The 14,811-nt window shown below is 36.5% G+C and carries 8 protein-coding genes and 2 pseudogenes; 8 read left to right on the forward strand and 2 right to left on the reverse strand.

All coding sequences use genetic code 11. The features are described 5' to 3' along the window. Positions 1–75: 75 nt before the first annotated feature. Positions 76–1,510 (reverse strand): annotated as a pseudogene (locus CALKRO_RS13245) (transposase). A gap of 171 nt (positions 1,511–1,681) precedes the next feature. Here CALKRO_RS13245 and arfA point away from each other — a divergent pair. The 8 genes and pseudogenes from arfA to CALKRO_RS02960 all read left to right on the forward strand — a co-directional run bounded on the left by arfA (position 1,682) and on the right by CALKRO_RS02960 (position 13,488). Further along, positions 1,682–3,199: an arabinosylfuranosidase ArfA gene (gene arfA / locus CALKRO_RS02925; protein ID WP_013429622.1), complete on the forward strand. Its 1,518-nt coding sequence runs from the start codon at positions 1,682–1,684 to the stop codon at positions 3,197–3,199. Positions 3,200–3,363: 164 nt separating this feature from the next. Further along, positions 3,364–4,680, forward strand: coding sequence for an alpha-glucosidase/alpha-galactosidase (melA, locus tag CALKRO_RS02930; protein ID WP_013429623.1), 1,317 nt, complete (start codon positions 3,364–3,366; stop codon positions 4,678–4,680). Between the two features lie 21 nt (positions 4,681–4,701). After that, the gene (locus tag CALKRO_RS02935; protein WP_013429624.1) at positions 4,702–6,687 is read left to right on the forward strand and encodes a glycoside hydrolase family 31 protein; all 1,986 of its coding nucleotides are present in this window, start codon (positions 4,702–4,704) and stop codon (positions 6,685–6,687) included. Positions 6,688–6,917: 230 nt separating this feature from the next. Continuing rightward, entirely contained in the window at positions 6,918–8,432 is a 1,515-nt protein-coding gene (locus CALKRO_RS02940; RefSeq protein ID WP_013429625.1) for a carboxylesterase/lipase family protein, read from the forward strand. Between the two features lie 37 nt (positions 8,433–8,469). Further along, positions 8,470–9,636, forward strand: a complete 1,167-nt coding sequence (locus CALKRO_RS02945; protein WP_013429626.1) for a serine hydrolase domain-containing protein — start codon at positions 8,470–8,472, stop codon at positions 9,634–9,636. A gap of 51 nt (positions 9,637–9,687) precedes the next feature. Beyond that, on the forward strand, positions 9,688–10,728 hold the full coding sequence (locus tag CALKRO_RS02950) for an NAD(P)-dependent alcohol dehydrogenase (protein ID WP_013429627.1): 1,041 nt from the start codon (positions 9,688–9,690) through the stop codon (positions 10,726–10,728). A gap of 255 nt (positions 10,729–10,983) precedes the next feature. Beyond that, positions 10,984–11,994 (forward strand): annotated as a pseudogene (gene fucI, locus CALKRO_RS02955) (L-fucose isomerase); the annotation flags it as partial. 27 nt (positions 11,995–12,021) lie between these two features. After that, on the forward strand, positions 12,022–13,488 hold the full coding sequence (locus CALKRO_RS02960; RefSeq protein ID WP_013429629.1) for an alpha-L-fucosidase: 1,467 nt from the start codon (positions 12,022–12,024) through the stop codon (positions 13,486–13,488). A gap of 58 nt (positions 13,489–13,546) precedes the next feature. Here CALKRO_RS02960 and CALKRO_RS02965 read toward each other — a convergent pair whose 3' ends face one another. Beyond that, positions 13,547–14,680 (reverse strand): glycerate kinase, encoded by a 1,134-nt coding sequence (locus tag CALKRO_RS02965; protein ID WP_013429630.1) that lies wholly within the window; start codon positions 14,678–14,680, stop codon positions 13,547–13,549. Between the last annotated feature and the right edge of the window lie 131 nt (positions 14,681–14,811).

A 14,811-nucleotide genomic window follows, 5' to 3' on the forward strand; every position in this document is an offset into this window, starting at 1 on the left:
TTGATTTTAGAAGGCTAAATAAAAAACAAAACCATAAATTTTTTGTAGGTCAATTATTCAATAAAAATAGTGGTTTTAAGCGATAAGTTTTTTGAGTTTGTTAAGCTTTTTGATAGTCAATAAAGAAGCAATAAAGCTTAATGTTGTGAGCGAGGATAAACAAGAGCGAAAAAGTAATGGCAGATAGCAAGAAATCAGAGAAAATAGAAATATGGTCATAAGTAGAGATAGTATCAGAACCCATGTAGGATTTTAAGTGGTAAATAGTCTGCTCTACAGCGACACGTTTTTTGTAGAGGTCTAAAAACTCTTGAGAATTTCTGTTTATACCTGGGAAAGAGCGAAAATCGTCAGGGTAAGTGTAGAACATTCTACCTGATTTAGAGGTAGTACAAGGTTGAGGGCAAGAGCAGACACGTTTGCCATCTTTGTATTGTGACATAGGGCAAGTCCATTTAAGGCGCAAAGAGCGATTTTTACCCTGACATTTGCCTTCAGGTTTAAAAGGTTGATTGAACTTTTTACAAGAAGAAGCACCATCCTCAGAAATAACGATATTGGGGTCTGATGTAGGTGTAGTATTTTTAGAAGCTCTTGTATTTAGAGGGATAACGATTTTGGAGAAGTTAAAAGTATTTTTTAAAGTGGAGTATATGTTGTGGGAATCCAAAGCACTGTCAGCGATTGATGGTAGAGAAATTATTGGGGATGTAGGAGAATAGAGTTTCGAGCGAAGGAATTAAAGCGGCAGAAGTCGGAGATAGCTTTTTCTTGATGTGGGTCAGAGGAAGTAGAATCATAGTTAAATAGGGGAACTAAAGCTAAAGGGATACCAGAAGCATTTGTAATGACAGCAAATTTCAAAGCCCAGCAGAAATGGCAATTTGTGAACATAAGACGGATATTGGAATTGGCAGCAGCAGTTTTGGGCAGAGAAGAATAAACAGCAGAAGTAGACTTTTTCAGAGGGAAGTTCAGGGTTAGCTTTTGAGGTATTTTTCAGCAGTAGATGAATGAATTTAGGATTGTTTTCACGAACCTTTGGGACAATACCTGTTGTGTCGAAGATTAAGATTGAAGAATCTTGAGGGTATTGTTGGATGGCAAGATTGTGTGCATGGATAGAGATATTTTGAAAAAGTTTGTGGATTTCACTGTTAAATAGTTTTCTGAAGCGAGAGAAAGTAGAAATAGAGGGGACATTGCCATTTAAGTTACAAAATAAACGGAGTTCATAGGAGTTAAGAAGAACAGCGCGAAGCTGTGTAAGGGTATTTAGTTTGAGTAATTTTTGGACAAGGAAGCACAGAAGCATAGATTCTAAGGAGAAGTATCTATGCTTGCCAAAGTGTTTATAGTAAGCATTGTAGAAAGAAGAAGGTATGTAGTTTGACAAGTCGATGAATTTATTGAACAAGCCCAAGAGGCTTTCAGGCTTGTAGAAAGCCAAAGCCTTTAGGTGGGAGAATAAATCTAAAAATGAAAGTTGTTTAGGTTTGGTGTTGAACATTTTGGAACCCTCCTCATAGTAGAAGATTTGTTTTATATAATCATATTTTACTACAATTATGAGGAGGGTGACCAGACTTTTTTTATTCTATGTAAAGCTTGATAACGCTCATCTTGAGCGTTTCTGCAAAAGGCTAAAAAAACAATTCTAACCAAAGGAGGAATAGTTCACATGAAAAAAACAAAGGTACTCTATGATAGGGAGTTTGTAATTGGACAGGTAGACAAGAGAATCTACGGTTCATTTTTGGAGCACATGGGAAGAGCAATATACACGGGAATCTATGAACCAGACCATCCGCAGGCTGATGAAATGGGGTTTAGAAAAGATGTTTTAGAACTTGTTCGTAAGCTGAATGTTCCTATTGTAAGATATCCTGGCGGCAATTTTGTGTCGGGGTATAACTGGGAAGATGGTGTGGGTCCAAAAGAAAAAAGACCGAGAAGACTTGAGCTTGCGTGGAGAGCAATTGAGACAAATGAGGTTGGGGTAAACGAATTTATTGAATGGGCAAAAAGAGCAAACACCTCTGTTATGATGACAGTAAACCTTGGTACACGGGGAATTGATGCAGCAAGAAACTTACTTGAGTATTGCAACTTCCCAGGCGGCACATACTACAGTGATTTGAGACGTCAGCATGGTTATCAGCAGCCGCACAACATAAAAGTATGGTGTCTTGGGAACGAGATGGACGGGGACTGGCAGATAGGTCATAAAACTGCATATGAGTATGGAAGACTTGCAAGAGAGACAGCAAAGGTTATGAAGTGGATAGACCCAAGTATTGAGCTTGTTGCAGCGGGAAGCTCTGGGCCCAAAATGCCAACATTTCCTGAGTGGGAAGCAATTGTTTTGGACCACACATATGACCTTGTAGATTATGTTTCTCTACATGTGTATTATGGAAATCCTGAAAAGGACACAAAGAATTTTGTTGCAAAATCGCTTGAAATGGAAGAGTTTATCAAAACAGTTATATCAACAATTGACTATATAAAGGCTAAAAAGAGAAGCAAAAAGGTTGTTAATATCTCATTTGACGAATGGAATGTATGGTACCATGCTCATCTTGAGGGAAAAGACCAGAAAGCAGAACCCTGGGCTCAAGTTCGTGCTATTGCTGAAGAAGATTATGTGTTCGAAGATGCAATTTTGGTAGGATGCATGCTGATTGCGCTTTTGAAACACTGTGATAGAATCAAGATGGCGTGCATGGCACAGCTTGTAAATGTAATTGCCCCAATTACCACTGTAAAAGGTGGAATTGCTTACAGACAGGTAATCTATTATCCTTTCATGCATGCTGCAAACTTTGGACATGGAGTAGCACTGCTTCCTAAGGTAAATTCTCCTAAATATGATTCAAAAGACTTTACTGATGTTCCATACATTGAAACAGTTGCAACATACAATGAGGAAAAGAATGAAATAACAGTCTTTGCAGTCAACAGAGATTTAGAAGAGGAGATGCAAGTTGAATTTAAGCTTGATGGTTTTGAAGGCTTTGAGGTTGTGGAGCACATTGTATATGAAAGTGATGATATTTACAAAGGAAACACTCAAGATAAGCCTGACAATGTTGTGCCCCACAAAGGTGGAAATTCAAAGATAGAAGGCAATGTTTTAACATCCATATTGCCCAAATTCTCATGGAATGTTATCAGGTTAAAGAAGAAAGAAAATTAATTGCATTGCAAAGCTAAGCAAGACAGCTTCTTAAAGAGTATAAAATTTAAGAAGCTGTCTTGTTTGTTTTATAAAATCTGATAGAAGTTTCAAAATTATAAGAATTTAAATACAGCGGCCGAAAGGTTAAAATAAAAGATATATTTATGGAAGGAGATGAGGGTATGCTCAAAATAGCTATCATAGGGGCGGGAAGTGGAGTTTTCACAAGGAACTTAGTAAGAGACATTTTGTCATATCCAGAGCTAAGAGACTCTACAATAGCGCTTATGGACATTGACAGTATAAGGCTTGAATTTATGAGAAAAGCTCTGCAAAAGCTCATTGAACAGGAAAAGTATCCTACTAAACTTGAAGCTACAACTGATAGAAAAGAGGCTTTAAAAGGTGCAAAATATGTTATTGTCACAATACAGGTTGGAGGTTTAAAACCTTTCGAGTATGACATTTACATTCCTCTAAAATACGGTGTAAAACAGGCAGTTGGCGATACAATAGGTCCAGGTGGAGTTTTCAGAGCTCTTAGAACAATACCGGTTTTGCTTGATATTGCAAAGGACATGGAAGAGCTGTGTCCTGACGCACTTTTGCTCAATTATGTAAATCCAATGGCAATGAATTGCTGGGCGTTAAACAAGGCTACGAATATAAAAAATGTAGGACTTTGTCATAGTGTTCATGGAACTGCTGAATTTTTAGCAAAGATTATTGGGGCGAAAATGGAAGAGGTTTCATACTTATGCGCAGGTATAAACCACATGGCGTGGTTTTTAAAATTTGAGTGGAATGGAAAAGATGCATATCCTCTTATAAGAGAAAAAGCAAATGACCCCGAAATCTATACACAGGATGTTACAAAATTCGAGATACTAAAACATTTTGGATATTATGTTTCAGAGTCAAGTTTTCACATGTCTGAATATGTTCCCTATTTTAGGAAGAGCGACGATTGGATAAATAAAATCCATAGAACACATTCATGGCACAAAGAACATTACAATGGTATGTATTTGCATTGCTGCTTAGATGCTGCGAAAACTTTGCTTGAGGACCTAAAAAAAATGGCAGAGGCAGACTACATCGACCCGAAAAGAAGTAACGAATATTGTGCAACTATCATCCATTCTATAGAGACAAATACTCCAAGTGTGATAAATGGTAATGTTGAGAACAAGGGTTTGATAAAAAATTTGCCTGAAGGATGCTGTGTTGAAGTGCCATGCTTGGTTGACAAAAATGGTATTCAGCCAACTTATGTGGGAGATCTACCACCACAGCTTGCAGCTTTGAATAGAACAAATATAAACGTTCAAGAGCTAACTGTTCTTGCTGCTTTGACAGGTGATAGGGAAGCAGTTTATCATGCAATTATGATGGACCCTCTCACAAGCGCTGTTTTAGATTTGGATGAAATACGCAAGATGGTAGATGAGATGTTTGAAGCTGAAAAAGAATGGTTACCAGAAAAGTTTTACAAATAAAGGGGAATGAGGTGAAAACAAATGGCAAGGATTTTCTTGGTTCATGGAGATAGATTGATAAGTAAATACGATAAGGAAATACTGTGGATTGAAGCATGGGGCAAAAACAGTTTGCGAGTTCGTGCAACACACGAAGGAAGTATGCCAGAAAATGATTGGGCTTTGTCACCAAAAACCAAAATTGGTGGTAATAATATAGAAATCAAAATTTTGGACAATAGAGGAATAATAAAAAACGGTAATATATATGCTGTAATTGAGCCAAGTGGGGATATTAAGTTTTACAACAACGAAAACAAAATTATATTGCAAGAATATACTTCAAAATTCGCTGCAGGACTGCGCAAAAGAGGACGTGAATTTCAGCCCATATTAGGGGGCAGTTATCGATTAACTGTTCGTTTTGAATCAGAGCCTAATGAAAAGCTTTATGGAATGGGACAATATCAGCAACCATTTTTAAATTTAAAAGGCTGCGCATTAGAACTTGCACATAGGAATTCTCAATCAAGTGTTCCATTTTTAGTTTCAAACATTGGATATGGTTTTTTATGGAACAATCCAGCAATTGGAAAGGTCGTATTTGGCAAGAACATAACTGAGTGGGAAGCATATGTAACCAAAATTATGGATTATTGGATAACAGCAGGAAATACTCCTGCTGAAATTTTAGAACAATACATGGAAGTAACAGGAACACCTCCAATGATGCCCGACTATGCAATGGGGTTTTGGCAAAGTAAACTAAGATATAGAAATGCTCAAGAGTTAATGGATATAGCATATGAATACAAAAAGCGAAATCTTCCTCTTGATGTAATAGTAATTGATTTTTTCCATTGGCCACATCAGGGAGATTGGAAATTTGATGAAGATTACTGGCCTTATCCAGAAAAAATGGTTGAAGAGCTCAGAAAAATGGGTATTGAAGTAATGGTATCTATATGGCCGACTGTTGAAAAAGAAAGCGAAAATTATGAAGAGATGTTTTCTAAGGGCTTACTTATAAGTACTGACCGAGGACCGCGAGTAACTATGCAGTTTGTCAATGACACTCTTTTTGTTGATATGACTAATCCCGAAGCACGTGAATTTATGTGGGGAAAAGTCAAAGAAAATTATTTTTCAAAAGGTATTAAAATGTACTGGCTTGATGAAGCCGAACCAGAATTCCATAAATATGAATTTGATAATTATCGATATTATTTGGGACCATGTTTAGAAATAGGAAATATTTATCCTCTATTGTATGCAAAAACTTTTTATGATGGATTGAAAAAGGAAGGTATAGAAAACATAATTAACTTAATTCGTTGTGCTTGGGCTGGTTCCCAACGCTATGGAGTGGTTGTGTGGTCGGGGGATATTGCATCTACATTTGAGTCATTGAGAAATCAAGTTGCATGTGGCTTAAATATGGCAATGGCGGGAATACCCTGGTGGACAAGTGACATAGGAGGTTTCTATGGTGGCGATCCAGAGGATCCTTCTTTCAGAGAGTTGATAATCAGATGGTTTCAATTTGGAGCATTTTGTCCTGTATTTCGGCTGCATGGTGATAGAAAGCCTTATATTCCACCGACGAGTAATAAAGGTGGTGGGAGAATGGGTTCTGGAGGGCCCAATGAGGTTTGGAGCTATGGAGAAGAAGCTTACGAAATTTTCAAGAAGTATCTCACTATACGTGAAAAACTTAAACCGTATATTAAAAGACAAATGTTACTCACACATAAAAAAGGAACACCAATTATGCGACCTCTGTTTTATGATTTCCCCTTTGATACAAAATCATGGGAAATAGAAGATGAATTTATGTTTGGTCCAGATATATTGTTAGCTCCTGTGTTATATGAAGGCATGAGAGAAAGAACTGTTTATCTACCTGAAGGTGCTTACTGGAGAGAGTGGGAAACAGGAAAAGTATATGAAGGTGGAAAAGAAATTATTTGCCAAGCTCCTTTAACTACAATACCAATTTTTATACGGGATGGAGTTGTGTTGTTCTAAATTATAAACAGTTGGATTTGTAAACAAAAAAAGGTTTTGCATAAACAAAATATTTTGAGGTAATGTACAAAGCCTTTTAATTTTCTTCGTCATACTCTTTTCATAAAAATATTTAATCTGAAGCCATAGCTTTAAGCTGGGTATGATAATTAGTTGTATAGTCAAAACCATACACTAGGATGTTTGGAGCTATGGTCTACAATAATCATACTACAAAGAGAGGGATTTATATGTTAAGAAGAGCAGTTACAGAAAATGGAATAGTAGAAGGGCTTCCTGCATCTGACCCGAGGATAACAGTGTTCAAAGGAATTCCTTTTGCAGCGCCTCCTGTGGGCAAATTAAGATGGAAGCCACCGCAGCCATGTAAGAATTGGGAGGGTGTTTACAAAGCTTATACTTTTGCACCCATTTCAATTCAAGCTACACCAGGATTAGATCCAAATAATATTTACACAAAAGAGTGGCACGTTGATCCTAATGTACCTATGAGTGAAGATTGTTTGTATTTAAATGTATGGACACCTGCAAAACACCCTGATGAAAAATTACCAGTAATGATTTGGTTTTTTGGTGGAGGCTTACAGGTTGGTTACACTTCAGAGATGGAGTTTGATGGTGAACGCATAGCAAGGAGAGGAATTGTGTTTGTAAGTGTAAATTATCGATTAAATGTATTTGGCTTTTTTGCGCATCCTGAGATTTCAGAAGAGAACAAGGATGGGCCGAAAGCTAATTTTGGATTATTAGATCAGTTGGCAGGAATAGAATGGGTAAGACGAAATATTTCGGCTTTTGGAGGTGATCCAAACAATATCACTATATTTGGACAATCTGCAGGTGGAGGCTGTGTTACTGCACATGTTACATCACCTGTTAGCAGAGGGTTATTTCAGAGAGCCATTATACAAAGTGGAGGTGGGTTTGCACCGCGTTTCAATCAGGGGTATCCCACATTAAGTGAAGCTGAGAAGATGGGAGAAGAATTCTTCAAGTTTTTAGGAGTTAAGAACCTGGATGAGGCAAGGAGCATAGATGCAAGGGTTATTTTTGAGAAATCCGAAGAATTTGGTTATAGATGGGGATTTGTAAAAGATGGGGTTTATATAGTTGATGATCCTGTAAGGCTTATTGTAAAAGGAAATTGGCATAAAATACCTTTGATAATGGGACATACGGCAAATGAGTTTATAGAGAAACCAAATGTTGAAACAATAGAAGAATTCAAAGAGTATGCATACAAGAAATTTGGTGAAGATGCCGATGAATATATTAGACTATGTACTGAAGGAAGCGATGATATTGCTCAAATAAGGGAAAAAGGTACAATTAATATGTTTGAGATTGGGAATCTAATGTGGTGTGAACATAATGCAAAAACCAAAGATACAACCATTTATTGTTATTGCTTTGATCCAGAGGTACCAGGTGATGATGCAGGTGCATTTCATTCATCTGAACTATGGTTTGTTTTTGAAACCTTAGCAAAATGTTGGAGACCTTTTGTGGGTAAACATTATGATTTAGCAAGGCAGATGTGTAACTATTGGACAAATTTTGCTAAAAAGGGTGATCCTAATGGAAATGATGCAGATGGCACTCCAATGCCAGAGTGGAGACCTTATACTGAAGAGGAACCATTTGTAATGTTGTTTGGGGACAAACCATGTAAAGATCCAAACAGGCCCACTGAACTTATGAAGATTATGGTGAGACATCTTTTTAAAAAGTTAAAAATAGATTAATTTTGTTGAACCATTAAATGAGGAAGGAGTGGTGTGTATGGCAAAGTTTGATGATTTATCAAGGTTATTAAATAGCTTTGTGGAAAGTGGTTTGCCGGGTTGTGCATGTGCTATAGCAAAGAATGGAGAAATTCTGTGGGAAGGATATTTTGGTTATGCAGATTTAGAAAGGAAAATACCCATGAATGAAAATAGTGTTTTCAGATTAGCCTCAATGACCAAAATTATAATTTGTACTGCTGCTTTGATACTTTATGAAAGAGGGAAGTATCTTTTAAGTGATCCGGTTTATGAGTATATACCGGAATATAAAGAAACATATGTATATGTAAGGGATAAAAAAGGTAATGTACAAATAGAAAAAACAAAAAATCCTATACTCATAAAACATGCTTTTACTATGACGGTAGGGTTACCATATCCTTTCAGAGACTCTCCTACAGCAATTGAAATGAGAAAAGTAAAAGAAGAGTTGACAAAAAAATATGGGAAATATGATATAGTTACTGAAGCAAAGGCTATGGCTACAGTACCTCTTGAATTTGAACCTGGAACACGATGGTTGTATGGATATGGGCATGATATAGTAGCAGCATTAATACAAGTAATATCTGGCAAAAAAGTAAGTAAGTTTTTGCGTGAGGAGATTTTTGAACCTTTAGGAATGAATGATACTGGATATCGTTATTTTGGTGATATAGAAAATAGAATGGTTTCATGCTATAAAAGAAATGAAGATGGAACGTTTGAAAGAGTTAAAGGGATGTTAGATGAATTTCATCAACCTGATGCAATATATGAAGCAGGAGGAGCAGGTCTTTTTTCCACGGTAAGGGATTATTTAAAATTTTCGCAAATGCTTGCTAACGGAGGAGTTTATAAAGGCCAAAAGATAATTGGTAGAAAAACTATAGATTTAATGAGGACCAATCAATTAAATAGGAGACAGTTGTTAGACTTTAATAAAAACAATATTTACTTATCAGGATATGGATATGGGTTAGGCGTAAGAACTCTCATGAGTATTAATGAGAGTAATTTTAACAGTTCTATTGGTGAGTTTGGATGGACAGGTGCACTTGGAACTTATGTTTCAATTGATCCGAGTGAAGGTTTTTCTTTAGTATATATGCATCAGATGGTACCGAATATGGAGGAATACTATCATTTAAGAGTAAGGTCAGTTGCTTATGGTTGTTTGTAAATAATTTTTAAAAGGTCTTGAGAGCAAAAGTAATAGAAGGGGGGCTCTTTTGTGAAAACAATGAAGGCTATTGTTTTGGAAAAACCAAAAGTTTTAAAAACGGAAATAAGGAATAGACCTGTGATTATGGAGGATGAAGTATTAGTCGCTGTCAAGTGTGTAGGGATTTGTGGTTCTGATATTCATTATTACGAACATGGGAAAATAGGTAATTATGTAGTGGAAAAACCATTGATTTTAGGTCATGAGGCAAGTGGAGAAGTTATTAGTATAGGGAGGAATGTGAAAAAATTTAATGTTGGAGATAAAGTAGTTATCGAACCTGGGGCGACTTGCGGAAAATGTGAATATTGTAAGAGTGGACGATATAATCTATGTCCTGATGTTAAGTTTTTGGCTACACCACCTGTTGATGGAGCATTATGTGAATATTTAGCGGTAAAAGAAGATTATTTATTTAAAATTCCTGATAACATCGAATATGATGTTGCAACTTTAGTTGAACCTTTGTCAGTTGGTATTCATGGTGCTATAAGAGGTAATGTAAAACTTGGAGATAAAGTTTTAATTTTAGGCTTAGGGCCAGTTGGACTGCTGACTATTTTAGCAGTGAAAGCTTTTGGAGCGAGTCAAATAATTGCTGTAGATGTCCAACCTCTAAGATTGAATGCTGCAAAAGAATTGGGTGCTACTCATATAATAAATGCTAAAGACAGCAATTATAAACAATTAATACTTGAAGCAACACAAAATGTAGGCCCAGATGTAACTTTTGAAACAGCTGGTTCTAAAGAAACAAGCATATTAGCATTTGAAATAACTAAACGAGGTGGAAGAATAGTGTTAATAGGATTGTTGCCAGACAACGAAGTGTCAGTTAATATAAATTCTATAGTTGATAACGAGTATAACGTTTATGGTGTTTTTAGATACGCTAATACTTACAGAAAGGCAATTGAGGTTTTGTCAAATAATTTAGACAAGGTTAAAAAGTTGATAACTCATAGATTTAAGTTTGATGAGGCAATTCAGGCTTTTGAATTTGTAAGAGGGAATAAAGACAAATGTATAAAAGCGGTGATTGTCATATAATTTCCCTGACTTTGTCAATTTATATTAAAAATTTTGGGGGAACTGGAACTGACAATAGATTGATGACATTTTGTCACTACATCATTTGTTAATACCAATAAACTCTAATCTTTTCTTCATATGTAGAAAGTTTTTGATATCTTTATTTTCATAAAATTTAATATCTTTCCAGTTCCTCTGTATAATTAGTAAAATAATCATCAAAAGGTGTTCACGTTTATCAAGAAAATGAGATTTTTGAGACTACTAAAAAATAAGAATGAAGTATGGGAATTTGTAGTCAATATGGCTATAATAACAAGAGATTTAATGGTTGGTAACAAAAAACTTGAAGCATTAGGTTATCCCGAAGAAACACCTGGACATAATGCAATTTTAGCAGGATTTCAAGGACAGCAGCAGTGGACAGATCATTTTCCAAACGGTGACTTTATGGAAACAATTCTCAATTCCTCATTTGACTGGAATGGACTGAGACAGACCTACATACTTGCAACTGAAAATGACAGCTTAAACGGTGTATGTATGTTATTTGGGCATTTACTTACAAATACAGCTCAGATTTTTGCAGATGTTAGAACATATTGGAGTCCGGATGCTATTTACAGAGTAACCGGATGGAAACCAGAAGGACTTGCTCAAAATGGGGTTATTCATCTTATAAATTCTGGTTCTGCAGCATTGGATGGAACAGGTCAGCAAGAGATTGACGGCAAGCCTGCTATAAAGCCTTTCTGGGAAATTACCGAGCAAGAAGTTAAAAAATGCTTAGATGCAACAAGATTTTGTTATGCCAATTTGGGATATTTTAGAGGCGGTGGATTTTCGACTAAGTTTGTAACAAGAGGCGGCATGCCTGTTACAATCTCAAGATTAAATATTGTTAAAGGTTTAGGGCCAGTCCTTCAAATTGCAGAAGGCTGGACAGTAGAACTTCCTGCAAATGTTCATGAGATCCTTGATAGAAGAACAGACCCAACATGGCCAACCACATGGTTTGTACCAAAACTAACTGGCAAGGGAGCATTTAAGAGCCTATACTCTGTGATGGAAAACTGGGGAGCAAATCATTGTGCAATAACCTATGGGCATGTGGGTGATTTATTTATCACATTGGCTTCTATGTTAAGGATTCCTGTATGTATTCACAATGTTGAAGAAGAGAGAATCTTCAGACCAAGTGCCTGGAGTGCATTTGGGACAGAAGATTTGGAAGGTGCAGATTTTAGAGCGTGCAAAAATTTTGGCCCACTTTATAAAAAATAATTTTTGTACAAGGAGGTCTCTCTTTAAATGGATGAGTATTTTAAAACTATCCAAAAAGGTCCCTTTGAAGCAACTTGGGAATCTTTAAGACAATTCAAATGTCCTCAGTGGTTTTTGGATGCAAAATTTGGTATTTGGGCGCACTGGGGACCACAGTCTGTACCGATGTATGGGGACTGGTATGCAAGAAATATCTACAGAGAAGGAGAGCCACAGTATTATTATCACTGGCGAAAGTATGGTCATCCTTCAAAGGTTGGTTACAAAGACATAGTTCAGATGTGGAAAGCCGAAAGGTTTAACCCAGAGGAACTAATTGATCTGTATATCAAAGCAGGTGCAAAATATTTTGTTGCTCAGGCTGTTCACCACGATAACTTTGATAACTGGAATTCTCGATACCATAGGTGGAATGCAGTAAATATGGGCCCTAAGAAAGATATTGTTGGAATGTGGTGCAGAGCTGCAAGAGAAAGAGGACTTCCGTTTGGTGTATCAGAACATTTGGCTGCAAGCTTTTCGTGGTTTGCACCAAGCAAGGGACATGATACCAAAGGACCATATAAAGGTGTACCGTATGATGGAAATGATCCAGCTTATGAAGATTTTTATCATGCAAATAAAGAGGAATATGAATTAGAAAAAAAACATGGGAAGATTGTCAATTGGTACTCACCTAATCCTGAGTGGCACAAGAAATGGTTTTTAAGAATCAAAGATCTAATCGACCAATATGAGCCAGACCTTTTGTATTCAGATGGGGGTGTACCATTTGGAGAAGTAGGACTTCATATTGTTGCACATCTTTACAACACAAGTGCGAAGAACCATAGTGGTATAAATCAAGCTGTCTATACTCAAAAAGATACAAGACCTGAGGTTTATACAGTAGGTGTTTTGGACATTGAACGTGGAGCAGCCGAAGATATTCTGTCTCATCCATGGCAGACGGATACATGTTTAGGTGGCTGGTTTTATGATGTAAGAGCTGTATATAAAACTCCACAACAGGTAATTGAAATGCTTATTGATATTGTCAGCAAAGGTGGAAACCTTCTTTTAAATATTCCGCAAAAACCAGATGGCACGCTGGATGATGAATGTCTCTATATTCTTGATGAGATTGCAAAATGGATGAGAGTAAACGGAGAAGGTATATATGCAACACGTCCATGGATAAGATATGGAGAAGGTCCGACAAAAGGACAAGGTGGAGCTTTTCAGGAGAAAAAACTTGAGTGGACGCAAGAGGATTTTAGATTTACCCAAAAAGATGGGAAAATTTTTGCCTTTCAAATGAAGTATCCAGGGGATCACAAGGCAATCATCAAAAGTTTGGGACTATCAAGTGGTATTTTTGTAAAAAAGATAAAACTTTTAGGATTTGAAGATGAGCTTGAATTTGACCAGTTAGAAAACGCTTTGGTTATCAAATTGCCAGAAAAGTGGTATGACACAGGATATCCACATTGTTTTTGCATAGAGCAAAACTAACTGTTCAGGGCTATTCCGTAAAGAAAGAGGAATAGCCCTGATGATTTTATCTGCTTTTTTAAAACCTTTTTAATCTTAAAATCAAATTCACAATGCTCTTTGTAGTTTCTTTAAGCAGCCGTGGTGCCTCCTTTAGGCATCTGTCGAACGATGATGCCATATCAACAATAGAGAAAATTGAGGTTATACCTTCTTTTGTGTATTCTTCAAAAGGACAATCAATTGACCCTGAAATAACAATTACCATTTTGCCAAACTTTGCACCAAGTCTTGCAATTCCAATTGTAGATTTTCCAGATAAGCTTTGCCTGTCAAATCTTCCTTCACCAGTGATGATAATGTCTGCCCATTTGACGTGTTCTTCAGCGTTCGAAGCGCTTAGTATATAGTCTATTCCTGATACATACTGAGCGTTCAAAAAAGCCAAAAGTGCAAATCCTAATCCCCCTGCAGCACCAGCTCCGCTTGACAGTGACAAGTCTTTTCCAAGATATTCTTTGGCAACATTTGCAAAATTTCTAAGTCCCATATCAAGAAGCTTTACAGCATTTTCGTTTGCTCCTTTTTGAGGTGCAAACACATACGCTGCACCGTTTTCACCGTACAATGGATTAGTAACATCACACAGAACTGTAAATTTTACTTTGCGAACATCTTTCAAAAATTCTGAATCATCAATCTTTTTTATTTTTATCAGATTTTCTCCGGTTGGTTTTAATTCCTCTCCATTTTCATCTAAAAATTTCATACCAAGGCTATTTAGCATCCCTACTCCTGCGTCATTTGTTGCAGAGCCGCCAATGCCAATGATGATTTCTTTAACTCCTTTTGAAATTGCGTATTTGATGAGCTCGCCAACACCGTATGTTGTTGTGTAAAGAGGATTTCTTTCTTCATCTTTTAGAAGAAGAAGACCTGAACATTCTGCCATTTCAATGATTGCTTTGTCTTCAAAAAATCCTATTCTGCTTTTGATCTTCCTAAAAAGAGGGTCATTTACCTCAACCTCTTCTATTTTGGCACCAAAAATTTTAGATAGAGCTGTCAAGGTTCCTTCTCCACCGTCGGCAAGCGGAAGCTGAAAAACTTCTGCACTTTTGTCAACCTCAATAATAGCTTCTTTTATTATCTCAGATGCAACAAAAGCGTCAAATGACCCTTTATATTTATCCGGTGCAACCAAATATTTCAATAAGATTTCCCCCTCTCTTTAATGCAGAGTTTACATTTATATTTTACCAAAATTCTTGTCAGATGCTTTGTATTTTTAAAATGAAAATATACTTGGAGTTTATTCAAAAATCCTTGTCCAAGCAATTGACA

It is taken from the genome of Caldicellulosiruptor kronotskyensis 2002, from assembly GCF_000166775.1.
GTDB lineage: Bacteria > Bacillota > Thermoanaerobacteria > Caldicellulosiruptorales > Caldicellulosiruptoraceae > Caldicellulosiruptor > Caldicellulosiruptor kronotskyensis.

Bases quoted from the DNA above. Each gene is read 5' to 3' on its own strand.
- arfA (WP_013429622.1), top strand. From the start codon at position 1,682: ATGAAAAAAACAAAGGTACTCTATGATAGGGAGTTTGTAATTGGACAG.
- CALKRO_RS02960 (WP_013429629.1), top strand. From the start codon at position 12,022: ATGGATGAGTATTTTAAAACTATCCAAAAAGGTCCCTTTGAAGCAACT.
- CALKRO_RS02945 (WP_013429626.1), top strand. From the start codon at position 8,470: ATGGCAAAGTTTGATGATTTATCAAGGTTATTAAATAGCTTTGTGGAA.
- CALKRO_RS02935 (WP_013429624.1), top strand. From the start codon at position 4,702: ATGGCAAGGATTTTCTTGGTTCATGGAGATAGATTGATAAGTAAATAC.
- CALKRO_RS02940 (WP_013429625.1), top strand. From the start codon at position 6,918: ATGTTAAGAAGAGCAGTTACAGAAAATGGAATAGTAGAAGGGCTTCCT.
- melA (WP_013429623.1), top strand. From the start codon at position 3,364: ATGCTCAAAATAGCTATCATAGGGGCGGGAAGTGGAGTTTTCACAAGG.